Origin of the sequence: Klebsiella sp. P1CD1 (assembly GCF_003790505.1) — a bacterium.
Classification (GTDB): Bacteria; Pseudomonadota; Gammaproteobacteria; order Enterobacterales; family Enterobacteriaceae; genus Klebsiella; species Klebsiella variicola.
Genome location: NZ_CP033631.1, coordinates 4,291,484 through 4,314,114 on the forward strand (window position 1 = coordinate 4,291,484; position 22,631 = coordinate 4,314,114).

At 59.8% G+C, this 22,631-nt stretch carries 18 protein-coding genes and 1 pseudogene; 7 read left to right on the forward strand and 12 right to left on the reverse strand.

Features of this window, described 5'->3' with window-relative positions; translation table 11 throughout:
• The 5 genes from DTA24_RS21330 to DTA24_RS21350 all read right to left on the reverse strand — a co-directional run bounded on the left by DTA24_RS21330 (position 1) and on the right by DTA24_RS21350 (position 8,099).
• A complete protein-coding gene (locus DTA24_RS21330; protein ID WP_162499996.1) occupies positions 1-1,206 on the reverse strand; it encodes an MFS transporter in 1,206 nt (401 codons plus the stop codon).
• 187 nt (positions 1,207-1,393) lie between these two features.
• Complete coding sequence (gene pheP / locus DTA24_RS21335) at positions 1,394-2,770, reverse strand: phenylalanine transporter (RefSeq protein WP_012968762.1); 1,377 nt, start codon at positions 2,768-2,770, stop codon at positions 1,394-1,396.
• 106 nt (positions 2,771-2,876) lie between these two features.
• A complete protein-coding gene (locus tag DTA24_RS21340) occupies positions 2,877-5,075 on the reverse strand; it encodes a TonB-dependent receptor (protein ID WP_022065421.1) in 2,199 nt (732 codons plus the stop codon).
• Positions 5,076-5,134: 59 nt separating this feature from the next.
• Positions 5,135-6,217 carry a YncE family protein gene (locus DTA24_RS21345; protein ID WP_022065420.1) on the reverse strand — a complete coding sequence of 361 codons (1,083 nt, stop codon included), beginning with the start codon at positions 6,215-6,217 and terminating at the stop codon, positions 5,135-5,137.
• A 397-nt stretch (positions 6,218-6,614) separates the two neighbouring features.
• Positions 6,615-8,099: an aldehyde dehydrogenase family protein gene (locus DTA24_RS21350; protein WP_012968765.1), complete on the reverse strand. Its 1,485-nt coding sequence runs from the start codon at positions 8,097-8,099 to the stop codon at positions 6,615-6,617.
• 159 nt (positions 8,100-8,258) lie between these two features.
• Here DTA24_RS21350 and DTA24_RS21355 point away from each other — a divergent pair, with 159 nt between their 5' ends.
• The 4 genes from DTA24_RS21355 (at position 8,259) to DTA24_RS21370 (ending at position 12,449) form a co-directional block, all read left to right on the forward strand.
• Positions 8,259-9,560 (forward strand): NAD(P)/FAD-dependent oxidoreductase, encoded by a 1,302-nt coding sequence (locus tag DTA24_RS21355; protein WP_012542535.1) that lies wholly within the window; start codon positions 8,259-8,261, stop codon positions 9,558-9,560.
• A gap of 13 nt (positions 9,561-9,573) precedes the next feature.
• Positions 9,574-9,939 (forward strand): cupin domain-containing protein, encoded by a 366-nt coding sequence (locus DTA24_RS21360; RefSeq protein WP_002892824.1) that lies wholly within the window; start codon positions 9,574-9,576, stop codon positions 9,937-9,939.
• Between the two features lie 439 nt (positions 9,940-10,378).
• The gene (locus tag DTA24_RS21365) at positions 10,379-11,878 is read left to right on the forward strand and encodes an APC family permease (RefSeq protein WP_004183276.1); all 1,500 of its coding nucleotides are present in this window, start codon (positions 10,379-10,381) and stop codon (positions 11,876-11,878) included.
• Positions 11,856-12,449, forward strand: coding sequence for a DUF3156 family protein (locus DTA24_RS21370; RefSeq protein ID WP_110224183.1), 594 nt, complete (start codon positions 11,856-11,858; stop codon positions 12,447-12,449). The genes DTA24_RS21365 and DTA24_RS21370 overlap by 23 nt, the downstream gene beginning before the upstream one ends.
• Positions 12,450-12,455: 6 nt before the next feature.
• On the opposite strand, the gene DTA24_RS21375 is transcribed toward DTA24_RS21370, so the two are convergent.
• From DTA24_RS21375 to DTA24_RS21385, 3 genes are all read right to left on the reverse strand, one after another.
• On the reverse strand, positions 12,456-13,571 hold the full coding sequence (locus DTA24_RS21375) for a class II histone deacetylase (protein WP_048267618.1): 1,116 nt from the start codon (positions 13,569-13,571) through the stop codon (positions 12,456-12,458).
• A 16-nt stretch (positions 13,572-13,587) separates the two neighbouring features.
• A complete protein-coding gene (locus tag DTA24_RS21380) occupies positions 13,588-14,760 on the reverse strand; it encodes an MFS transporter (protein WP_012542539.1) in 1,173 nt (390 codons plus the stop codon).
• Between the two features lie 116 nt (positions 14,761-14,876).
• The gene (locus DTA24_RS21385; RefSeq protein WP_012968769.1) at positions 14,877-15,560 is read right to left on the reverse strand and encodes a response regulator transcription factor; all 684 of its coding nucleotides are present in this window, start codon (positions 15,558-15,560) and stop codon (positions 14,877-14,879) included.
• Between the two features lie 509 nt (positions 15,561-16,069).
• On the opposite strand from DTA24_RS21385, the pseudogene DTA24_RS21390 reads away from it, so the two are divergent.
• Positions 16,070-16,845 (forward strand): annotated as a pseudogene (locus DTA24_RS21390) (SDR family NAD(P)-dependent oxidoreductase).
• Between the two features lie 25 nt (positions 16,846-16,870).
• A complete protein-coding gene (locus DTA24_RS21395) occupies positions 16,871-17,662 on the forward strand; it encodes a MoaF C-terminal domain-containing protein (protein ID WP_023322181.1) in 792 nt (263 codons plus the stop codon).
• A 551-nt stretch (positions 17,663-18,213) separates the two neighbouring features.
• Here DTA24_RS21395 and DTA24_RS21405 read toward each other — a convergent pair.
• From DTA24_RS21405 to DTA24_RS21415, 3 genes are all read right to left on the reverse strand, one after another.
• Entirely contained in the window at positions 18,214-19,167 is a 954-nt protein-coding gene (locus DTA24_RS21405) for an aldo/keto reductase (protein WP_012968772.1), read from the reverse strand.
• Positions 19,168-19,294: 127 nt separating this feature from the next.
• Complete coding sequence (locus tag DTA24_RS21410) at positions 19,295-20,071, reverse strand: ABC transporter substrate-binding protein (protein ID WP_002892707.1); 777 nt, start codon at positions 20,069-20,071, stop codon at positions 19,295-19,297.
• 19 nt (positions 20,072-20,090) lie between these two features.
• Positions 20,091-21,269, reverse strand: coding sequence for a M20 aminoacylase family protein (locus DTA24_RS21415; protein WP_012542544.1), 1,179 nt, complete (start codon positions 21,267-21,269; stop codon positions 20,091-20,093).
• Positions 21,270-21,809: 540 nt separating this feature from the next.
• On the opposite strand from DTA24_RS21415, the gene DTA24_RS28930 reads away from it, so the two are divergent.
• Positions 21,810-22,091: a hypothetical protein gene (locus DTA24_RS28930; protein ID WP_228961033.1), complete on the forward strand. Its 282-nt coding sequence runs from the start codon at positions 21,810-21,812 to the stop codon at positions 22,089-22,091.
• A 64-nt stretch (positions 22,092-22,155) separates the two neighbouring features.
• On the opposite strand, the gene DTA24_RS21425 is transcribed toward DTA24_RS28930, so the two are convergent.
• On the reverse strand, positions 22,156-22,611 hold the full coding sequence (locus DTA24_RS21425; protein ID WP_008805507.1) for an RcnB family protein: 456 nt from the start codon (positions 22,609-22,611) through the stop codon (positions 22,156-22,158).
• Positions 22,612-22,631 lie beyond the last annotated feature (20 nt).

Genomic DNA, 22,631 nt, shown 5'->3' on the forward strand with positions numbered 1-22,631 from the left:
TTAGTGCGGCTCTTTCTCGTTGTACTGGAAAGAGAAAAGGAAAATCAGCGCGATAACCGCGGCGGCCACCGCCGGGATCCACCAAAAGGTCACCCAGGCCTGCGGCACGCTCTGGCCGGCCACCAGATGGTTATACAGCGCGCCGGAGATCTGCGAGCCCAGCAGCATGCCGATCCCGTAGGTGAACATCACAATCATGCTCTGCGCCTGGCCTTTGACCTTCTCGCCCGCCACGCGGTCGGTGTAGATAAAGCCGACGACAAAGAAAAAGTCATAGCACACGCCGTGCAGCAAAATGCCCAGATAGAGCAGGAAGCGCCCCTCTTCGCTGACCCCGAGGGCAAAAAAGGCGTAGCGGACAAACCACGCCACCATGCCGATGAGCAGCATGTATTTCACCCCGAGGCGACGGAACAGCAGCGGGATCACCAGCATAAAGACGATCTCTGACATCTGGCCGAACGACATCGCGGTGCTAACATCTTTGACGCCGGCATCCGCCAGATACGACGCGGTATAGGCGTAATAGGTGCCTAACGGCACGGAAATTAAGGTGGCGCAGAGGGAGAAAATCAGGAAATGGCGGGTTTTCAGCAGCGCGAAGGCGTCCGCACACAGCAGATCGCGAAACTGAACCGGCATGCCTTTGGCCGGCGCCGGGGTGTGGGGCAGCGTCAGGCTGTAAATCGCCAGCGCCACCGAACAGAGCGCCGCCAGCGTGAAGATGCCGGTGGTATCAGAGATACCGGTCACCCCGATGCAGATCCCGGCGATAATCCAGCCGATGGTGCCGAACACGCGGACCACCGGGAAGGTTTTATCGATGTTCGCCAGGCTGTGAAAGGCGATATTGTTGGTCAGCGCCAGAGTCGGCATATAGCACAGCGTATAGCCGAACAGCAGGCCAATCAGCAGGGCGCCGTTCTGCGCCACCAGCGCCTGGGGGACAAACCACAGGATCGCCGCCCCGGCCAGGTGCATCACCGCCATCACCTTCTGCGAGGCGAAAAAGCGGTCCACCAGCATTCCCAGCACAAAGGGGGACAGGATGGAGGCGATCGGCCCGGCGGAGAACGCATCGCCGATCAGCAGTGACATCTCATAGCGGGTCATCACCAGCCCCAGGGTCACCGACCAGCTGCCCCAGATAAAGAACTGCATAAACATCATTAACGACAACCGCGGCACCAGAAAACGGTGGCTCACGCGGACACTTTCCCGACCTTCTGTTGTTGTGACCATGTTGCTCGCCCTCAGAAAAGTAATCGATTACAAAATCGCTCAACACAAAAGTAATCGATTACAAAAAGAAGATCGCCAGACAAATTCCCCACCTGCGAAGAGGATCACAATAAAAAGGCAGGCAGCCCCGCCGGACGGCGGGGCGTCTCGCTTACGCCGGGCGGCGCAGCAGTTTGAAGGCGATAAACAGGAACAGGATCCACACCGGCAGCAGGATTGCCGACAGGCGCATGCCGTCGATAGTGCACATCAGCACCAGAATCAACCCAAGGAAAGCAATGCAGAAGTAGTTGCTGGCGGGCGCCAGCAGCGCTTTGAACTTCGATTCACGCCCTTTGCGGCGCTGGGCGGCACGGAACTTCAGGTGCGCCATACAGATCATGATCCAGTTCAGGAGCAGCGTCGCCACCACCAGGGCCATCAGCAGCCCCAGCGCTTCATGCGGCAGCAGGTAGTTCAGCACCACCACCAGCGAGGTAATGACGCCTGACAGCAGCAGCGAATTCACCGGCACGCCGCGTTTGCTGACGCGGGCGAGGAACGTCGGCGCATTGCCCTGCACCGACAGGCCGAACAGCATCCGGCTGTTGGAGTACACACCGCTGTTATAGACCGACAGCGAGGCCACCAGAATGACGAAGTTCAGCGCGGAGGCCACCATGTTGCTGTCGAGATGATGGAAAATCATCACAAACGGGCTGCTGTCGGATTTGATCTCCACCCACGGGTAGAGCGCCAGCAGCACCACCAGCGAACCGATATAGAACAGCAGGATACGATAAACCACCTGGTTGACCGCTTTCGGGATGCTCTTTTCCGGGTTTTGCGCTTCGGCGGCGGTGATGCCGATAAGCTCCAGCCCGCCGAAGGAGAACATAATCACCGCCAGCGACAGAATAAGACCGTGCCAGCCGGTGGCGAGGAAGCCGCCGTGTTTCCACAGGTTGTCGAACCCGGCTTTGCTGCCGCCGTGGCCGCCAAACAGCATCCACAGGCCAAAGGCAATCATGCCGATAATCGCCAGCACCTTAATCAGTGCGAACCAGAACTCCGCTTCGCCATACAGACGGACGTTGACCAGGTTGACGGCGTTAATAATGAGGAAGAAGGCCGCCGCCCAAACCCAGGTGGGCACGTCGGGGAGCCAGTACTGCATGTAGATCCCGGCGGCGGTCAGCTCCGCCATCCCTACCAGCACGAACATCACCCAGTAGTTCCAGCCGGACAGGAAACCAGCGAACGGGCCCCAGTATTTGTAGGCAAAGTGGGCAAAGGAGCCGGATACTGGCTCTTCCACCACCATCTCGCCCAGCTGGCGCATGATCAGAAAAGCGACAATCCCGGCCACGGCGTAGCCCAATAAGACCGCCGGGCCAGCCATTTGAATCGCAGGACCAATGCCAAGAAACAGGCCGGTACCAATCGCGCCGCCAAGGGCGATAAGTTGAATGTGTCGGTTCTGTAAACCGCGATGAAGCGTCGGGCCGCTCTCTTCTACGGCATCCGACGACGTTGACGCGTCTTTCACGTCGTTCCCCTGTGTGTTTTTGTGAAGGGGCACCTTTTATCACTTAGGGGGAATTGTCGCAAGTTGCGCGGGGCGAGCGTCAGCCGCCCGCCCCGCTTTTTTAGCGTCAGAAGTCGTAGCTCATTGAGACGCGCACGGTACGCGGATCGCCTTCGAACAGATAGGTACCGGTATCGTCAATGCCAGACCAGTACTTCTCGTTGGTCACGTTGGTCACCCCGACGCGCCAGGTCATTTCGTTCTGGTCGGCGTTCAGGCGCATACGATAGCGCAGGCCTAAATCCAGGGTGGTGTAGCTATCCAGCTTCTTGGTATTGGCCGCATCGGCATACTGCGACCCGCTATGATTGACGCGCGCGGTGGCGGTCAGGCCTTCCACCGGCTTGATATCATACTCGGCGCCGAGCACCGCGTAGAAGTTAGCCACCCCGATGGCATCTTTACCGTCGGTTGCGCCTTTAGCGGTTTTAGTTTGTTTGGCATCCAGCCACACCGTACTGGCGTTAAGACGCAGCCCCAGCATCGGCTCGCCGAAGACGTTCATCTCTACGCCGCGGTTACGCTGCTCGCCGTCGAGGCCGTAATTGCCAGCGGTATCGGAAATAGCGTTCGGTTTTTTGATTTCAAACAGCGCCAGCGATCCGCCGATCGTTCCGTAGTCGATCTTGACGCCCACTTCGTCCTGCTTCGAGTGCGCGATCCCGGTACTCTGCCCGGCATTGGCCGCCGTCGTCGGCGCCACAGAGCCCGGCTGCAGCGCTTCGGTATGGTTAGCATACAGCGACAGCTGCTCCCACGGCTTATACACCAGGCCAAACGTCGGCATCCAGCGGCTTTGGGTATAACGCGAAGAAGTATCTTCCAGCCCGGTGGCGTTGCTGTAGTTGCGCACAACCACTTTCTGATGACGAGCGGCGGCGGTAAACAGCACTTTATCGTTAAAGAAGCCGAGGGTATCACTCAGCAGCCAGCCCTGCGTACGGCTGCGCGAGGTGACCAGCGGATCGTGGTAGTTGCCGCCAAAATAGGCGTTATCCGGCATCGCCACATCACGGTTGTCATAGATATTGGTGGTCGGATTCTTCGCCGACATCCGCCAGGCGGTAGCATCGGTATGCACCTGCGCCGCATAGCCGAGGTTCACCTTATGCGAAATCGCGCCGGTATTGAAATCGCCGCGTACCCCGCCCATGCCGCTGATCGCGTCGATAATGCGGTTAGTATCCAGGCGGCCCACCGTCGCATCGCCGTTTTTATTCAGAAGCTTCGGCGCGCTGTAGGTACCAATTTCATGCGAATGCTGGCCGCCAAGGGCGCTGTATACCGTCCAGCTATCGGTCAGGTCGTATTCTGCCTTCGCCATGCCGAATTCGCTTTCGATATCGCTATAGCCCCACTTCTGGCTGTAGTTTTTGCTGTTGTCCGGCAGCGCCGGAACGAAATCCACGCCGCTGATATTGACGCCCATCGTACCGCCGTGGAACGTTTTCTTCTGGTAGCCGAAATCGAGCGAGGAGCGGAAACGGTCGCCGCGGTAATCAAGCCCCAGCGAAGCCAGCGTAGTACGACGTTTATCATTATCGATAGCGCCTTCACCCTCGCGATGCACCAGGTTGACCCGGGCGCCGAACTGGTTGTTGTCGCCGAAACGGCGTCCCAGGTCGAGGGTGCCGCCCACCTGAGAATCAGAGGTATAGTCGACGCCAACGCGCGCGGTCGGCAGATCTTCCGCCCGTTTCGGCTCAAGGTTAATCATCCCGCCGACGCCGCTGCTGGCCGCACCGTTAAGCAGGCTGTTAGCTCCTTTGAAAATTTCAACGCGCTCCAGCATCTGGGTGTCCATCACCTGACGCGGCACCACGCCCGCCAGGCCGCCCATGGTCATGTCATCGCCATCGAGCTTAAACCCGCGGATTCGATAGGTCTCGGCGAAGTTGCCGTAGCCCTGTACGGCCTGCACGCCAGCGTCGTTACTGACGACATCGGCGATGGTTTTCGCCTGCTGATCCTGAATCAGCTTCGAGGTATAGCCGATAACGTTAAAAGGAACGTCCATCGCCTTTTGTTCGCCAAGCATCCCCAGACGGCCGCCGTGAGCGATCTGCCCGTCGAGGAATGCCGGAACCACCAGGTCGCCGCCGGATTTAAAATCGCTGGTTTCGTTAGCCTCGACGATGAGGGTCTCTTCGCCAGGTTGCTTCGCGGCGGCAGCGTCCGCGGCCATCGCCGTTTGACTGGCAGCGCCGATGGCTAAGGCCAGCAGCGTTTTACGCAGCGGGAAGGATGAATAGTGCGTGGTGTGCATAATTTGCCCCATGGATGAGGATAAATGAATCAAAGGGCCCGTCGCCGGACCCGTTATTTTTATTGCGCGTTCAGGTCAATGCGTACGACGCTGTCCGGGCCTTTTGTGGAGTGGTCTTTATTGAAGGGCTGTTTGACGGTGACAAATAGCGTCTGACCATCGGCGGAAAGCAGCAGGCTGTTGGGATTGGCCGGCAGCGCCCAGCTTTTCTTCAGCGTGTAGCGGCTGGCGTCAAGGCTGATAACCTTGCCGGATTCACGCTGCGAAATATAAATTTCGTGGCGTTTCTTATTGAACTGCACTGCCAGCGAATCGCCGACGTCGAGCTGTTTAAGCAGCTTGCCGCTGTGGATATCCAGCACCAGAGTGGTTTTCGCTTTCGAGTTATCAGTCACAAACAGGCGGCCGGTGTCGCTATCTTCGGCCATATTAAGCAGCAGCGCTGGCTTGTCGCCCAGCGGCTTCCAGCGCTGTTCAATGCGCTGGTTATGTGGGTTGATCACCAGAATTTCACCGCTGCCGTTAGCGGCGTACACGCGACCGGTTTGTGCGGAGTAGTGCAGGCCGGTCATCCATTTACCGGTATTTTTAATCCGTGTTTTCAGCTTCAGAGTGGTGGCGTCAACCACCCAGATTTGCGCCGGGTCGGCGACCGCACCAACGTAGAGAGTATTGTTCAGCAACAGCAGCTGGCGGGCCCCATAAGGGCGACCTTTTTCATTGCGCTCGCTGAACAGCAGGCGGTTTTTTACCTTGCCGGTGGCGGTGTCGATAGCGCTGATGCCGCCGTCCAGCGAATTGCTGACATACAGCGTTTTACCCTCCGCAGAGAGCTGTAAAGCGAAGTTTTTCAGATCGGTGTGCGTCAGGCCGATGGTATTGAGGGTGTGCGGATCCAGTGTGTAGACCGCCCCGCCCTGCACATTTTTAAAGCCTTCGGCGCTGGCGACGTACAGCGCATCACCCTGCGGGCTTAACGCCATCTCGTACAGCCCTTCCGCTAGCTGGCGCTGCAGCGGTTGCGCCACGTTAGGGGCTGGCGAGTCGACAACCGGTTGGGAAACGGCAGAGGAATGAGGCGTCGCGCAGCCGCTTAACGCCGCGCTGATGGCCAGCGTCAACGTCGGAAGTGTGTATTTCATTGGATCAACCCTATAAAAAATCAATGACCCGATGGACGCGCAGCGACCGATATTGTCTGTTTCCAGCCTGCTGTCTTTACGTCACCCTACGCCTTCGCGACTCTTAGTGAACGACTCACTGGCGCAGCTCGAACCTTGCCAAAATTACGAATGAAAAAGAGAATGAGAACTATACTCATTATCTAATATCAAACAAGTCCTGGCGGGCAAAAAAGATAATCTGCTGATTTTTTTTACGGCAATGGCGGATAACGAGGGGAAGAAAGGATCCGCGAAGGGAAAAAGAGTCCCGGAAGCGAGGCAGTGCCCCCTCCCGGTTTCAGGGCCAGAAGGCGCAGGATGTGTCGCCCATCTGGCGCAAAACGACAAATGCCTGCGCTATGTCGCTGAGCGGCGGTTAATAGCGCACCATCACCGACTTCAGCTCCGTATAATCATCGATAAACGCGCTGCCGAATTCGCGTCCGATGCCCGAGCCCTTCATGCCGCCGAACGGTACCGCCGGGTCGAGGAAGGTATGCATATTGACCCACACGATGCCGGCGTCAATCGCCTCCGAGTAGCGCAGCGCCTGGCGAATATTATCGGACCAGACGCTGGCCGCCAGGCCATATGGCGACGCATTGATCCGCGCCAGCGCCTCTTCTTCACTGCGATAGCCGATAAAGCTGCATACCGGACCGAAGGTCTCCTCGCGCATCAGGGTGCTCTCTTCGCTGCGGACTTTGACCGCAGTCGGCTGCAGGAAATACCCCTCTCCCGGCAGCGCTTCGCCGCCGCAGACGATGGTATCCCCCTCGTCGCGCGCGGTCTGGATCAGTTTGAGCACTTTCTCGTACTGCTGGCGGTTGGCCAGCGGCCCCATCAGCGTCTGTTCATCCAGCGGCGATCCCGGCGCGAAGGCGCTGAGCTTGTCTTTCAGCAGCGCCAGCACTGCATCCAGTTTGCCCTGCGGCAGATAAAAACGCTCCGCAGCGGCGCAAATCTGCCCCTGGTTCAGGTAGCCGGCTTCAATAATGCCGTTGACCATCGCCTCCGGCGTCAGGTCATCGAGGAACAGCGCGGCGTTTTTGCCCCCCAGTTCAAGGGTCACCCGTTTACCTGACGCGCAGGCCGACTGCTGGACTTTTTCACCGGTGGCCACCGAGCCGGTGAAGCTCACCTTGGCGCAGGCCGGATGCGTCATCAGCCGCTGGGCAATCTCGCCGCCGGTGCCGTTGACCACGTTAATCACCCCATCCGGGATACCCACCGCTTTCGCCAGCTCCGCCACGCGCAGCAGCGTCAGCGGCGTATACTCGCTCGGTTTGAGGACGATGGTGCAGCCGCAGACCAGGGCCGCCGCCAGCTTCCAGATGGCAATCATGATGGAGAAGTTCCACGGCACGATGCCGACCACCACCCCCAGCGGCTGGCGGCGGGTGAAGGCGGTATATTTCTCACCGTTCATGGAGGGGAGCGAGACATCCAGCGTTTCGCCGGTGACTTTCCCCGCCCAGCCGGCGAAGTAGCGCAAAAACGCCACCGATTGATCCAGCTCCAACATCCGCGCCAGCATGATGGTCTTGCCGGAGCAGAGACTTTCCAGCTGCGCCAGCGCTTCGCGATGCTCAGCCAGGGCATCCGCCAGCTTCAACAGCAGCGTACCGCGCGCCAGCGTCGGCATCTCACGCCACTGACTGAACGCCTGGCGGGCGCTCTCCATGACGCGATCCGCCTGATCCACATCCGCTGCCGTCACCTCAGCAATTGCCTGACCGGTGGCCGGGTTAACCACCGCGAACGGCGCGCCGTGGCCCGCCTCACGTTGACCGGCAATAAACTGCCCGTGTGGCTGGCGTAAAAAGGCGGTCACTTCCGCCAGTAAGGTTATCTCGCTCATCGTCAGCACCCGTTTTTTTAGCAAAGTTGGCCTATCACAGCACGGTTGCTCTGCGCCGCCCATCGTTCTAAAGAACGTCATTCTTCCGGACGATATTCAACGCCCGCATGGCGTGCTGTGATGAGGACCTTGAGCCAGGCAAGACCACAGGGTAACGCGATGAACATTAAAATCGATGCGCTGAACTACTACGGCGCGACGAAGAAATACCACCTCCATTTCCCGGCGCTGCGGGAAGATATTGAAGCCGACGTGGTGATTATCGGCGGCGGCTTCTCGGGGATTAACACCGCCCTTGAGCTGGCGGAACAGGGTATCACCAACGTGGTGGTGCTGGAGGCGCGCCATCTTGGCTACGGCGGTACCGGGCGCAACGGCGGCCAGGTGATGGCCGGTATCGGTCACGACATCGAAGCGGTGAAAAAGCACGTCGGCAAAGAGGGGCTGGAGACGCTGTTTAAAATCGCCAACCTCGGCGCGGGCATCATTCGCGAACGCATCCGCAAATACCATATCGACGCCGATTTCGTCCCCGGCTACGGCTATCTCGCCTATAACCAGCGGCAGCTCAAAACGCTGCGCCAGTGGGAGAAGGAGTTTAAAGCCGCTACCCCGGATGAAGAAATCGAACTGTATACCGGCAAAGAGGTGCAGCAGGTGGTTGGCTCCGAGGTCTACTGCGGCGCGCTGAAACATATGGGCGGCGGGCAGATCCATTCGCTCAATATGCTGCTCGGTTCGGCGCAGGCCGCCCATTCGCTGGGGGTAAAGATCTTCGAATCCTCGCCAGTGGTGGAGGTGAATTACGGCAAACAGGTGCGGGTACGCACCGCGATGGGCAGCGTCAAAGCCGCCAAACTACTGTGGGCCTGCGACAGCTTCCTCAACAATATGGAGCCGGAGATCTACAACAAGACGCTGGTGACCTACTCCTATCAGGTGTCGACCGAGCCCCTTTCCGATGAACTGATCGAGCGCATCAGCCCACTGCGCGGCGCCTTCAGCGATATTCGCCCGGTGATTAACTACTACCGCGTCACCCGGGAAAATCGCCTGCTGTTCGGCAGCGCGACTCGCTTTGTGGAATATACGCCGAACGATTTCGCCGCCTGGAATCGCACCCTGCTGGCGGAGGTCTTCCCCTATCTGAAGGATGTGAAGATCGATTTCGCCTGGGGCGGGCCGATGGCCTGTAGCGCCAACCTGTTCCCGCAGATCGGCACCCTACGCGATCACAACAACGTCTTTTACGTCCAGGGGTACTCCGGCTTCGGCGTCACCCCGTCGCACATCGTGTGCAAAATCCTCGCCGAAGGGATCAACGGCGGTTCCGACCGCTATCGCCTGCTGAGCAGCATCCCCCACGCGACCATCCACGGCCGTGACAGCCTGCGCTTGCTATTAGTCACAGCCGGAAAATTGATGCATCAAACCGCCGGTTTCTGGAAAGGCCGGAGTTAACCAGGAGAACGCTATGCACGCTTTTAAACTTAAACACCCGGTACCTGACCTGCAGCCGATCGGCAGCGTCAGCCTGCTCGGCGCGACGCCGACCGCGGGAGACCCGCAGGTGGCCGGGGCGATGATCTACGGCGAGCCGCAGGACGCCTTTACCTGCGGACTGTTTTCGTCCACTGAGGGGAGCTTTACCATGACCTATCCGTTTACCGAGCATGCCACCGTGCTGGAAGGCGAAGTGGAGCTGACCGTCGCCGGTGGCGAGCCGCAGCGCTTTGCGCCGGGCGACAGCTGGTTTGTTAAACAGGGCACCGAAGTGGAGTGGAAAATCCTGACGCCGCGCTTTGTGAAGCACTACCTGGCGAACGTCGAGACGCGCTAACACGCTGATAATGCCCGGCGGCGCAGGGAGCGCACAGGGGGACCCGGAGGCGGCGCATTGCGCCTTCTCCGGGCTACCAAATCGCACAGCGCTGTAGCCCCGGTAAGCAGCAGCGCCACCGGGGGTTTTGAGGCCGCCAACACCGGCGTTTCAGTCAGCATGGTGAATAAATTAAAGGCAGGCCGCACGGACCGTAGGCCGGATAAGGCTCAGCCGCCATCCGGCAGAAATACGCGCAACGTGGCAAGACGGATGGCCCCGGTTTTCGGGGTCATGTTGTTTATCCACCGCGACATTCATCGACTGCGTCACAGAATCATGCGCCGCCCTCCACCTTCCGGACGATATTCATTGAGCTGGATGCCCGCCTAAATTATGACTATCCGGGAGTGGCGCTGGCTATTCCCTGCCCTACCCCATTATTGTGCAGAGGTTGACTATGTTTAGTAACAGACTCGCCAGCCATCTTGAGCGCGGCGTCGTCGGCTTCCCGACCACCCTCGCCAGCTCCGTCGGGCTGATCATGGCCAGCCCGGTGATCCTGACGGTCACCAGCGGCTTCGGCATGGGCGGCGATACCTTCGCGCTGGCGGTGCTGCTGGCCTTTATTATGATGCAGGCGCAGGTCACCACCTTTGCCGAGGCGGCGACGCTCATTCCTACCACCGGTTCGGTGTACGACTATATCTCCTGCGGCATGGGCCGCTTCTTCGCTATCACCGGCGCGCTGTGCGCCTATCTGATCGTCCATATTTTCGCCGGGACGGCGGAGACGATCCTGGCGGGCATTATGGCGCTGGTAAACTTCGAATCGATCAACGCCCAGATGGCCGCCCACCAGAACACCTGGATGGTGGGTGTCGGCATGGTGGTGATTTTCGGCTTGCTCAACGCCATCGGCGTGGAAATCTTCGGCAAAGTCGAAGTGGTGCTGACCTTCGGCATGTGGACCACGCTGACCATTTTCGGCCTGTGTGGCATTTTTATGGCGCCGGTAACTCATCTTTCCGGCTGGTTCGGCACGCCGCTGAACATCAGCGATATCAACGGTCTGTTCGGCTATATCGGCATGGCGATGTTTATGTTCGTCGGCTGCGAACTGGTGACGCCGATGGCGCCGGAGATTAAACAGGCCCACCGCACTATTCCGCGGGCGATGGCGCTGGGCCTGCTGGGGGTCGCCAGCTGCATGTTTATCTACGGCGCGGCGATCAACCGCCAGGTGGAGAATACCGTGCTCGACGCGGCCAACAACGTCCATCTGCTGGATACACCGATGGCGATCCCGGCCTTCGCCGAACGGGTGATGGGCCACGCCGGCCAGTACTGGCTGGGGGTCGGGCTGCTGCTGGCCGGCTGCGCCACCATCAATACGCTGATGGCCGCCGTGCCGCGTATTATCTACGGCATGGCGCTGGACGGCGCGCTGCCCCGCTTCCTGACCTGGCTGCACCCGCGCTTTAAGACGCCGGTGATCGCCATTGCCATCGGGGTGGCGATCCCCTGCCTGCACGCCTGGTATCTGAACGGCGATCTGGATCGCATCGTGCCGCTGATCCTCGCCGCGGTCTGCGCCTGGGGCGTCGCCTATCTGCTGGTGACGCTGTCGGTGGTGATGCTGCGCATTCGCCGCCCGGACCTGCCGCGCGCCTACCGCTCGCCGTGGTTCCCGCTGCCGCAGATTATCTCCAGCGTCGGGATCATCATCGCTATCGTCAATATCACGCCGCCGGGGATGGACAGCCGCCAGGTGCTGGTACCGTTCGGCATAATGCTCGGCCTGACCGCCGCTTACGCCCTGTTCTGGACGGTGTGCGTGCAGCGCGTCAATCCGTTCAAGCCGCTGGTAGTGGAAGAGGTGGTGGAGCGCGCCATCAACAATTATGAAAAACAGACCCGCGGGGAGATGACGCCAGATGTCCTCCGTCCCCTGGTTTGAGACGCCGTTAATGAACGCGGTGCAGCGCGATCTGGCGGGCTGGCCCTGCGAAAAGCTGAGCGAGCGCAGCGCGCTGCTGCGATTGAACGACGCCACCGCCGTGACCTTCAGCGTGCGTCAGAAGCGGCTGTTTATGGCCAGCATTCACAGCTGCGAGTTTGTCGTCGAGGGGCCGGTGACCCGGCCCGTGCGCGGTAACATTCGCGCCCATCAATCCGGCTGGTGGAAACGCCAGCCGATCCGCTTTATCGGCGGCAAAGGCAGCGTGGAACTCGCCAGCTATCTCAACGGTTTTCCTAATCTCCAGCAGACCTTAAGCGAGCTGGATTACCGCCGCTTTTCGCTGACCTTTGATAGTAGCGGCTGGCGCTGCAGCATTGAACCCTGGGCCGCCAGCGAAGTGGTCTGTAAAATGCCGCCGCTGCGCCGTTATCTGCGGCTGGAAGCGCAGCAGCGGATGCTGCTGCTCAGCGTGCTGGCGATGATTAATCAGGCGGTAAGTCAGTGGATGCGCGGTGGAATCGCAGAAGGGAAAGCATTGACTTCCCCGCCATCACAGCGGGGAAGCTGAGGCGTTTTATAGCAGACCAAACCGTTGCGCCAGCCGATCGAGAGCCTGCCTCTGGAACTGCGCGAACTCCGCCCGCGGCTGCTGCTGCTGAATAAATTCCCGCAGCGGATCCTGGACCTCGGTACGGATACCGCTCAGCGTTTCCATCACCGCCAGGCCGCAGAACGGCACGTAGGATTCGGCGTAGCCGCCCTCGTGCACCATCACCAGTTTCCCGCCGCACAGGCGATCCGCCGCCTGCTGGACCTGTTCGGTCATCGCCCGGAAGCTGTCGCTATGTAGCTGCATCCGCGCTAATGGATCCATGGCGTTGGCGTCATAGCCGCAGGCGATAATAATCAGCTCCGGCTCAAAACGCGCCAGCGCAGGAATGACGATAGTTTCCAGCGCATAGCGCCAGCTGTCATCCCCCGCCCCGGCCAGCAGCGGAATATTAATGTTGTAACCTTCGCCCGCGCCCACGCCGCGATCGTCCTCGCCGGCGTAGCCCGGCGGGAAGCAGCCGTCCTGATGCAAGGAGATAGTCAGTACGTCGTCGCGCTGCAGGTAGATATGCTGGGTGCCGTTGCCGTGGTGAACATCCCAGTCAATGATCGCCACCTTGCCCAGCCCCAGTTGCGCTTTCGCCCGCTCGACGGCAATGGGAATATTGGCGAGGAAACAAAATCCCATCGACTGGTCCGGCAGACAGTGGTGTCCGGGCGGGCGCGACAGCGAATAGGCATTATCCAGCTCCCCCTCCAGCACCGCTTCCACCGCCGCACAGGCCAGCCCGGCGGAAAGACAGGCGATTTCATAACTGCCCGGCCCCAGCGGCGCCTCTTTGCCGAGCATGCCACCGCCGTTATCGCTGATCGCCTTGAAGCGCTCCAGATAGCTGTCGGGGTGGATCCGCCGCAGGTCCTCAAGGCTCGCCGGCGCCGCGCTGCGCAGCGCCAGCTGCGGCGTCAGCCCGGAGACGTCCATCAGGTTTTTCATCCGCCGTTTGGTCTCCGGCGATTCAGCATGGCCGCCACCGGCGGGCGGCTGCACCCACCCGCCCACCGGCAGCGTCACCGCGTGCAGGCCGGTACTGTGCCAGAAACAACGTTCATCAAAGAAGAAACCGGTTTTTCTTTTCACTCTATCCTCCCGTGGGCTAACTCTTCCCGGCGGCGGACGCCGCCGCAATCAAAATCAATGACAGCAGCGCGCAGACGCCTGCCGCCGCCAGCAGCGGGTCGGCGCTGGCAAAACGCTGCAGTAAGGCCCCGGCTAAGGCCGGACCGGCCGCCATGCCGCCGCCGATCACCAGATTGATGCTGTTCATCAGCCGGCCGTTGCTATCGAGCCCGGCCACACGGGCAAGAATAAAGGGCAGCACGAAGGTCCAGGTGAACTTAAACAGCAGCGCCGCGATGGCGTAGCGCACCAGCAGCGGCTGGCCGATCAGCAGCCCAACGCTGACGATCAGCAGGCCGTAGCCCAGCCACACCGGTAAACGATCGGCCCGCTGGGTACCCCGCAGCGCCGCGCCGCCGGCGCCGATAATGCCGCAAACCGTCGCCGCCGCCAGCACCAGACCGACCTGCGTCGGGGTTAGCCCCGCCGCGCTGCCGATGGTGCCGATAAAGGTCCACACTGCGCTGAGGCTGATATAGAAAGTGAGTACCGCCAGCACCGCCAGCGCCTGACGCCACAGCGCCGTCGACGGCTGCTGGTGGGAGGCAGAGAGCGGTTGAAAGCGCGGAGGGAAAGCGGACACCAGCGGCAAACAGCAGAGCATAATGGCGGCGAGGATCAGATAAACCACCTTCAGGCCAAAGGTCGCGAACAGGCCGGGCAGCACCAGCAGGCCAAGCATGCCTAACAGCAGTTGCCCGAGCACCCAAAAGGCGTAGACCCGCGACGGGTTCGGCGTCCCCGCCGCGCAGCTGATACACAAAATCATCAGCGTGCCGCCCGCCAGCGAGGCGAGAAAGCGCGCCGCCAGCAGCGTCTCGTACTGGGTGACCACCGCCGAGGCGAGGTTGGCGGTCAGAAACACCACCCCGGCCATCAGGGCGACCCGCCGCCAGTCGAGGCGGCTCATCCACCACCACGCCGGGAGCGTCGCCAGACTCATCGCCCCCAGCTCCGCCGAGAACAGCCAGCCGATCTGCCCAGGTTTAAGCTGCCATTCGCTGGCCAGCTGCGCCGCCACCGCCGGCGCGGTCATCAGAATACCCGGCGCAATAGCGGCAAAAATCACGATCGCCGCCAGCAAACGCAGGGAGACCACCAACCCGGCGGGCCGGGAAAGCGCATTATCAGTGAGAGGGGTACTCGACATCGTAGGCGTGCTCCGGTCAAAAAAGCCTCCCCCCGGAGGATCCTCCAGGGAGTGATACCCACAGGCATCAGGAAAACGCCGTGCTGCCACGGCGCGCGCGGGATGCGAAAGTCAGATCACAGATGCAGCGTACGCTGAGCGGCCGGCATCCAGGTTCGGGAAACCAGTTCGGTACGATTGACGACTTCGGTCTTGGCGAAAATGTTGCGCAGGTGCGTTTTTACCGTCGAGAGCGAGATATCCAGCTGGCGGGCAATCAGCTTATTGCTGGCGCCTTCGCGCACCATGCCGACGATTTCCCGCTCTTTCGCCGTCAGGATGGCGGGCAGGTCATCGTCTTCCTGCAGACAGTCGCGAATGGCCAGCTCCACCAGCGGCAGCACCGCCTGAGCCCGCTGGCGCTCTTCGCTGGAGAAAGGCACGTCGCGCATCAGCGAGATACCGGCGATGATCCGCCGCTCGCGGCGAATAAAGATCTCGGTCATGTCGCGTACGTTATTCGGCAACATGAATTCATGATAGTAATGGCGGTTGCGGTCGCAGAGCCGCGGCGTCATCGCCGCCACGGTGGTGTTCTGGTGGCTAAAATGCGAGGGCAGAAGCGGATCCAGCGGCTGGAAGTTTTCCAGATATTGTTGGTGCGTATTATCGGAAATATTATGCAATATATAGCTTTCGGGTTTTAAACGATTATTTACTCGATAAAAGACCGCTGAAGTCAGTGGAATTAGCTGGGAAATAGTCTGTAAACAACGGGCTATTATCGCATCATTACGGCTGGCTTTTAACAAAGCAGACATGATAGGGCCTCCCCGTCGAGATGATGGTACATGACACATGGATGACTACTGATAATTGAAGCATACATTTCACATTTAAGTAACACAATCATTAACATATTAACAATGTGATAGCCGTTACATAATTTTCAACAAACAATTGTTATATAAAGCATTTAAAAAACACACCCGCCATGCTTTACGATAGCCGCGTTAAAATATAAACAAAAAAGATTAACACCCGGCGTACCTGCCCCTGGTGATAAAAAAAACCTATCCCCGACGCGTCATTCTCATCCTAAAGAACGATGGATTTCTGTTTTTTTTCACTTATACCCTTAACAGGATGCAATTAATTTTCGCCGCGGCGTAATCATGTGATGACGCCTGACCCGCTGTTGCCGAAATAATGAGAACGGCGCCCTGTGAGAGAGATCCATTAACCGCCACGGCTATCGTTCTTCCGGACGATAGCCGGGACCTGACGCGCTTTTTAAGGTAATCGAAGACCCCATAACAGGAGAGAGCGAATGGCGAGAGTCGTGGTGATCACCGGCGGTGGAACCGGAATTGGCGCCGCCTGCGCGCGGCTGATGTGCGCCGCGGGCGACCGGGTGTTTATTACCGGACGGCGCGAAGCGCCATTGCAGGCTGTCGCCGATGAGACCGGCGCCACGGCGCTGGTGGGCGATGCCGCCGACGGCGAGGTCTGGGGTCAGCGGCTGCTGCCGGCGATCCTCGACCAGGCTGGCGGTATTGATGTCCTCATCTGCAGCGCCGGCGGGATGGGCAACAGCCCCGCCGCCGAGACCAGCGACAGCCAGTGGCGCGAGGCGCTGGACAGCAATCTCACCAGCGCGTTCGCCAGCGTTCGCGCCTGTCTGCCCTCGCTCATTGCCCGCCGAGGCAATGTCCTGTTTGTCGCCTCCATCGCCTCACTCGCCGCCGGGCCGCAGGCCTGCGGCTACGTCACCGCCAAACACGCCTTAATTGGCCTGATGCGTTCCGTCGCCCGCGATTACGGCCCACAGGGGTACGCGCCAACGCCATCTGTCCCGGCTGGGTCACGACGCCGATGGCGGATGAAGAGATGCGCCCGCTGATGCAGGCAGAAGGGCTATCGTTGACGGAGGCTTATCAGCGGGTCTGTCGCGATGTTCCGCTGCGCCGCCCCGCCAGCCCCGAGGAGATAGCCGAGGCCTGTCAGTTTCTCTGTTCGCCGCAGGCCGCCATCATCAGCGGCGCCACGCTGGTCGCCGACGGCGGCGCCAGTATCGTCGATGTTCCCACTCTGGCGTTTGCCTAACGCCCTACTCTGTTCAGGAGCCCCTATGACTTCAGAAGCCGTATTTATCCAGGTCGGCGCGCTGGCCGATGGTTTTGCGCCACACGGTAATTTACTCGCCACCACCAGCCTGCCCGCCGGCGAAACCTTTACTTTTTATGTCGCGGGCAGTAAGCCGCAGCAGTTGGTTATCGAAGATGACCAGACGCTCAGCTGGAACGGCAAGCGCGCGCCCTGGCGGGCAACCGCCCTGCGCCCGGACATTCTGTTTATCGACTTCCTTGACCCGGAGCGGGATAACGCCAGCATTAGTGCGGTATGCAACCTGACACAGCGCAACGCCACCCTGGTCTACGGCCAGCTGCCGGACGAAGCCGCCGCGCGGCTGGACGCCTTCAGCCGGGTGGAGCAAGGCCTGCCGCTGACCGCGGTAGAGGCACGGTTTGTTTTTGCCCGCCTGGATGAGCAGTCGGGGCCGCTGCCGGACTTTACCGATGCGCTTATTGGCATGCGCAATCAGTACACCTACAGCCCGACCGAGCGCTATGAGCACATCTATCTCAACGACAATTTTTACACCTGGCAGTGTCTGGACGGTGTGGAAAAGGGGCTGGCGGATGTCGATCGCTGCCACTATGTGCAGGTGGCTGAGGATCTCTATCTGTTCGTCTGGCGGGAGAAAATCATTCCCACGCTGGGGGTGATCCTGATCGATCTGCAGCAGATGCGCACCGACGGCAAGATCATGGGCTATCAGGGCAGCGATTTCGGCGCCCTCAGCAATTTCCCGGTCGGCGCCAGCGCGAAGATCCTCAACGTCACCCGCCATCAGGAATAAAGGGGCGCCGCCGGGCACGCTTTCAGGCACCACACCCGTCATTTCGCCGGGTGGCGGCTGCGCCTGACCCGGCCTACGGTCCGAGCAGCCAGTCATTAATTTACCCACTTGTGCGACTGAAACTGCCGGTGCTGACGGCCTCAAAATCGCTGAGACGTTCCCGGAAGGCCGGGGCAGCCCGCATGGATGCGGGCTGAGGGCCGTGTTTTGCACGGACGCTGCCTCGGCCCGACCCGAAGCCTGCAGGGAAAAGTCGAAGGTACCACGCAGTGGCGATTTTGCTGGCCGGAGCCCGGGGGTACAGGGGGCGGCGGCGACTGGCCGCCCCCTGTGCGCTCCCTGTGCCATGAGTGACATAACGCAGAAGAAATATCGGGAGCGCAATCAGCTCGGAAATAGCACTGGAGTGGTAGCCCTGCTAAGCGCAGCGCGAGCAGGGGCATTTCCGGTTGCGCCGTCATTTCGCCGGGTGGCGGCTGGCGCCTTAACCGGCCTACGGTCCGCGTCATGTATAGCCCTTCTCCCTCTCCCCGCCGGAGAGAGGGAGTGACTCAGGCGCTGGCGCTGTCCAGTCGCGCCACTTGCTCCGCGCTCAGGCTCAGCGCCGCCGCGCGGGCAAAACTCTCCACCTGAGCCACGCTGGTGGCGCTGGCGATCGGCGCGGTCACGCCTTCGCGGCCGATCAGCCACGCCAGGGCCACCTCAGCCGGCTTCGCCCCCTGCTCGTCCGCGACCGCCACCAGGGTATCGATAATCCGCATCCCGCGCGGATTCAGGTACTTACCAATCCCCCCTCCGCGCTGGCTCTGGGCCAGATCCGATGGCTGGCGGTACTTACCGGTTAAGAACCCGGAGGCAAGGCTGTAGTAGGTCACCACCCCGATATCGCGGCTGACGCAGAGATCGCACAGCGCGCCTTCAAACGCGGAGCGGTGGTAGAGGTTATATTCCGGCTGCAGCACCTGCCAGGCAGGCAAGCCGCCTTTACGCGCTACCTCCAGCGCCCCCGCCAGCTGCATCGCATCCAGGTTAGAGGCCCCCATGGCGCGGATTTTTCCGGCCTGCTGCAGGCTGTGGAAAGCCTCCAGCGTTTCCTCCACCGGGGTTTGCGGATCCGGCCAGTGGGAGAAGTAGAGATCAATGTAGTCGGTATTAAGGCGGCGTAAGGAGTCATCTACCGCCTGTTGGATCCAGGCTTTGCTGAGCCCTTTATGGCCGGGTAGGCCTAAATCGGAGCCGACTTTGGTGAAGATTTTGACCTTATCGCGCATGCCGGGGCGCGCCTGCAGCCAACGACCGATGATGGTTTCGGATTCGCCGCCCTGGTTGCCTTCCGCCCAGCGGGAATAAACATCCGCCGTATCGATAGCGTCAAAACCGTGGTCAACAAAAGCATCAAGAAGAGCAAAACTGGTTTTTTCATCGATGGTCCAGCCAAAGACGTTGCCGCCAAAGACTAATGGGGCGATGGAAAATCCGGTTTTACCCAATGGACGTGTCATCATGCCGAGTACTCCTTAGCTTATATTCTGCTTCCCTCAGGTAACCGCAGGGGTCAGGAGAGGAGGTGATTGGATAATCAGAAAAGGAATCTTACGGCGGGCGCTCCACGCCCGCAGGTACACTCAGACATTATGTCCCGGAATAAACATCAAAGCTAAAATATTTGCCGGCTAATTTTTTATAGGTGCCGTCGGCCAGAATCTTCGCAATGGCACCGTTAATTTCCTGACGCAGTGCCTCATCGTCTTTACGCAAGCCGATCGCCGCCCCGGCGCCAAACAGCGTATCGTCCTGCAGATGGCCGCCGACAAAGGCGAATTCCTTACCCTGCGGCTGCTGCAGGAAGCTGTAGTCGGCCATCATCCCGGAGAGCACTGCGCCGTCGATGCGCCCGGACTCCAGGTCACGCACCACGCTATCGGCCCCCTGGTAGGCCACAATGTTAATCCCCTGCGGCCGCCAGTGCTGGTTAACATAAGTCTCCTGCGCCGAGCCCTGCTCCACGCCGATGGTTTTGCCCTTCAGCTGTTCCGGCGTATTGCCCTGCAGGGTATTTTTACGCGCCACGAGGAACACCGGCCCGTTATATAGCTTGTCGCTAAAGGCAATCTGCGCTTTGCGCTTCTCGGTCATGTACATCCCGGAAAGGATCGCGTCGAATTTACGCGCCTTCAGCGCCGGGATAATGCCGTCGAAATTGCTTTCCACCCACACGCATTTCGCCTGCAGCTGCTGGCAAATGGCGTTGCCTAAATCGATATCAAACCCCGCCAGCTTGCCCTGCGGATCTTTCCATTCAAACGGCGCGAAAGTCGGGTCGACGCCGAAGCGGATCTCCTTTCCCCCTTCGGCCAGCGCCGACGTCGACGCCATTAATGCCAGCCATAGCAACAGTGATTTTTTCATTCGCGTTCTTCTCCAGAGATTAGCGACAGTGCTTTTCCACCAGGCGGGCGAACAGCGTCGCGCCGGTGGTGATAATGTCATCGTTAAAGTCGTAGCCGGGGTTGTGCACCATGCAACCGCCCTTCTCCCCTTTCTCACCGTTGCCGAGCAGGAAGTAGCTCCCTGGGCGTTCGCGCAGCATAAAAGCGAAATCCTCGCTGGCGTTCATCGGCGAGACCGACTCCAGTACCCCTTCGCGGCCAAACACTTCCAGCGCCAGCGCCCGGGCGAAATCGGTCTCTTCAGGGCTGTTGGTTAATACCGGGTAGGAGTCGTACACCTCCACTACGCTGCTGGCGCCATAGCTTTTGGCGGTAAAATCAGCGAGCTCGTGAATACGCTTGATCAGCAGATCGCGAATGTCCGGCTTCATCGCCCGCACGCTCAGCTCCATCACCACGCTCTCCGGAATGACGTTGGAGGCGATACCGGCCTGGAAGGTGCCGACGCTGACCACTGCCGTTTCCCCCGGCGGCACGTTGCGCGCCACGATGCTCTGCAGGGCCATCACCAGCGCCGCACCGGCGACGATCGGGTCGACGGTTCGCTCCGGATGGGCGCCGTGGCCGCCGTAGCCGGTAATCGTAATTTTGACGGTGTCCGCCGAGGCCATAAAGTTGCCGGCATAGAAGCCCAGCTTGCCCACTGGCAGCCCCGGCATGTTGTGCAAGCCAAAGATGCGTTCGCAGGGGAACTGCTCGAACAGCCCGTCTTTAATCATTAAATCGGCGCCGCCGATAGCCTCTTCCGCCGGCTGAAAAATCAGATGCACCGTGCCGTTAAACTGGCAGGCCGGCGAGGCGATGTATTTCGCCGCCGCCAGCAGAATGGTGGTATGGCCGTCATGGCCGCAGGCGTGCATTTTTCCGGGTACCGTACTGGCCCAGGGCAAATCAGTAGTTTCATGGATCGGCAGCGCGTCCATATCGGCGCGCAGGCCAATAGTACGCGGCGAGTCGCCCTTGCTCAGGCTGCCGACGACGCCGGTTTTACCGAGGCCGCGGGTGACCTGATAGCCCCACTCCGCCAGTTTGCCAGCCACCAGCTCACTGGTATTAAACTCTTCCAGACTTAATTCCGGATTGGCATGTAAATAATGACGGATAGAAATCATTTCATCTTCCGTCGCTTTAATTTCGGGGATTACATAATCACTCATGCCGTTCTCCGGGAAATAAATTAAGGACTTAACACGGTAACGTGGTGGAAACTTTATGCAAGCAGCATTTCTAATACCTGGAATGAACTCATCTTATTTAATAATCCGCACATTACAGAGTAATAAATAATAAAAATAGTGAAATTTAAAAATAAACGTTTATTTTATGGAGGATTTACCGTTATTTAACCTACCATTCCCGACCATATTCAGATTTAAATAAAATAAACGTGTATGAAATTACAGACGCTTTCCCTCGCCGCCATCGTCATGCTAGCGGGCTGCAGCGCGCAGGGCGATACCGCCAGCCAGCAGCGGGCCAGCATCCAGAAGATGCGCAGCGAAACCCTCAACAAGCTTTACGCCCTGCAGCCTGAGGCCCGCAGTGATATTCAGCATGCGAAGGGGTATGCGGTGTTTGCCAATAACAGCAGCAAGATCCTGCTGTTCGGGTTTGGCAGCGGTTACGGCGTGGTGCGGAATAAGGCCACCGGGAAGGATACCTATATGAAAATGGCCCAGGGCGGCGCCGGCCTGGGGATGGGGATTAAGCAGCAGCGCACGGTGCTGGTTTTCCATGATAAAGCGGCCCTGGAGACCTTTATTCGCCAGGGATACATGGTTGGCGCCGATGCGAATGCCGCCGCAAAATATGATGACAAAGGCATCGCGCCGATCGCCGCCTCCACCAGCGGCGTGGCGTCAGATACCGCCTCCCTGCCCTCGAAGGTCAACGTCTACGACCTGACCGAAAAAGGGCTGGCCGCCCAGGCAATGATTAATGGTTATAAATACTGGCCGGATGCTGCGCTGAACCCGTAGCTTTCCGCGAGTGCGCCATCGCCGGTTCAGGCTTTCCCTGACCCGGCGTCGCGGAGCAGCGCATTTAGTGGCCGAGGGCGCCGCTCACCAGAATCGAGGTGATGATCCCGGTCGCCGCAGCGATCAGCACATAGTTACCGTCGATATAGGACCAGTGATGGCCTTCCGGCGGGGGCGGCAGGCCGCGGTCGCTCCAGTCGCGGACGCGATATTCATCGCCACGGAACGGCGCCGGAGCCGGGTGTCCTTTGCGGAAATCGTTCCCGCGCCAGGCGAAATGGTCCTGCTCATGACGTGCCTGATCGCGTTTGCCATGACCGTCGCGATCCGGGCCACGCTGGTCATGGTCGCCCTGATGATGCGCGTCAGGTCCGCCCTGCGGCGCATGCCCATCATGGTCCGGACCGTTCTGCCACACCGTTGGCTGCCCCGGGCGATGGCCGTCGTTCGGGCCATCGGCAAAGGCCGGGACGCTCAGCACACACGATAAAATTACTGCCAGAGAAATCATCTTTTTCATGGTACACCTCCTGATTCAGC

Bases quoted from the DNA above. Each gene is read 5' to 3' on its own strand.
- DTA24_RS21340 (WP_022065421.1), bottom strand. From the start codon at position 5,075: ATGCACACCACGCACTATTCATCCTTCCCGCTGCGTAAAACGCTGCTG.
- DTA24_RS21345 (WP_022065420.1), bottom strand. From the start codon at position 6,217: ATGAAATACACACTTCCGACGTTGACGCTGGCCATCAGCGCGGCGTTA.
- DTA24_RS21350 (WP_012968765.1), bottom strand. From the start codon at position 8,099: ATGAGCGAGATAACCTTACTGGCGGAAGTGACCGCCTTTTTACGCCAG.
- DTA24_RS21355 (WP_012542535.1), top strand. From the start codon at position 8,259: ATGAACATTAAAATCGATGCGCTGAACTACTACGGCGCGACGAAGAAA.
- DTA24_RS21360 (WP_002892824.1), top strand. From the start codon at position 9,574: ATGCACGCTTTTAAACTTAAACACCCGGTACCTGACCTGCAGCCGATC.
- DTA24_RS21365 (WP_004183276.1), top strand. From the start codon at position 10,379: ATGTTTAGTAACAGACTCGCCAGCCATCTTGAGCGCGGCGTCGTCGGC.
- DTA24_RS21370 (WP_110224183.1), top strand. From the start codon at position 11,856: ATGTCCTCCGTCCCCTGGTTTGAGACGCCGTTAATGAACGCGGTGCAG.
- DTA24_RS21380 (WP_012542539.1), bottom strand. From the start codon at position 14,760: ATGTCGAGTACCCCTCTCACTGATAATGCGCTTTCCCGGCCCGCCGGG.
- DTA24_RS21385 (WP_012968769.1), bottom strand. From the start codon at position 15,560: ATGTCTGCTTTGTTAAAAGCCAGCCGTAATGATGCGATAATAGCCCGT.
- DTA24_RS21395 (WP_023322181.1), top strand. From the start codon at position 16,871: ATGACTTCAGAAGCCGTATTTATCCAGGTCGGCGCGCTGGCCGATGGT.
- DTA24_RS21405 (WP_012968772.1), bottom strand. From the start codon at position 19,167: ATGATGACACGTCCATTGGGTAAAACCGGATTTTCCATCGCCCCATTA.
- DTA24_RS21410 (WP_002892707.1), bottom strand. From the start codon at position 20,071: ATGAAAAAATCACTGTTGCTATGGCTGGCATTAATGGCGTCGACGTCG.
- DTA24_RS21415 (WP_012542544.1), bottom strand. From the start codon at position 21,269: ATGAGTGATTATGTAATCCCCGAAATTAAAGCGACGGAAGATGAAATG.
- DTA24_RS28930 (WP_228961033.1), top strand. From the start codon at position 21,810: ATGGGGATTAAGCAGCAGCGCACGGTGCTGGTTTTCCATGATAAAGCG.
- DTA24_RS21425 (WP_008805507.1), bottom strand. From the start codon at position 22,611: ATGAAAAAGATGATTTCTCTGGCAGTAATTTTATCGTGTGTGCTGAGC.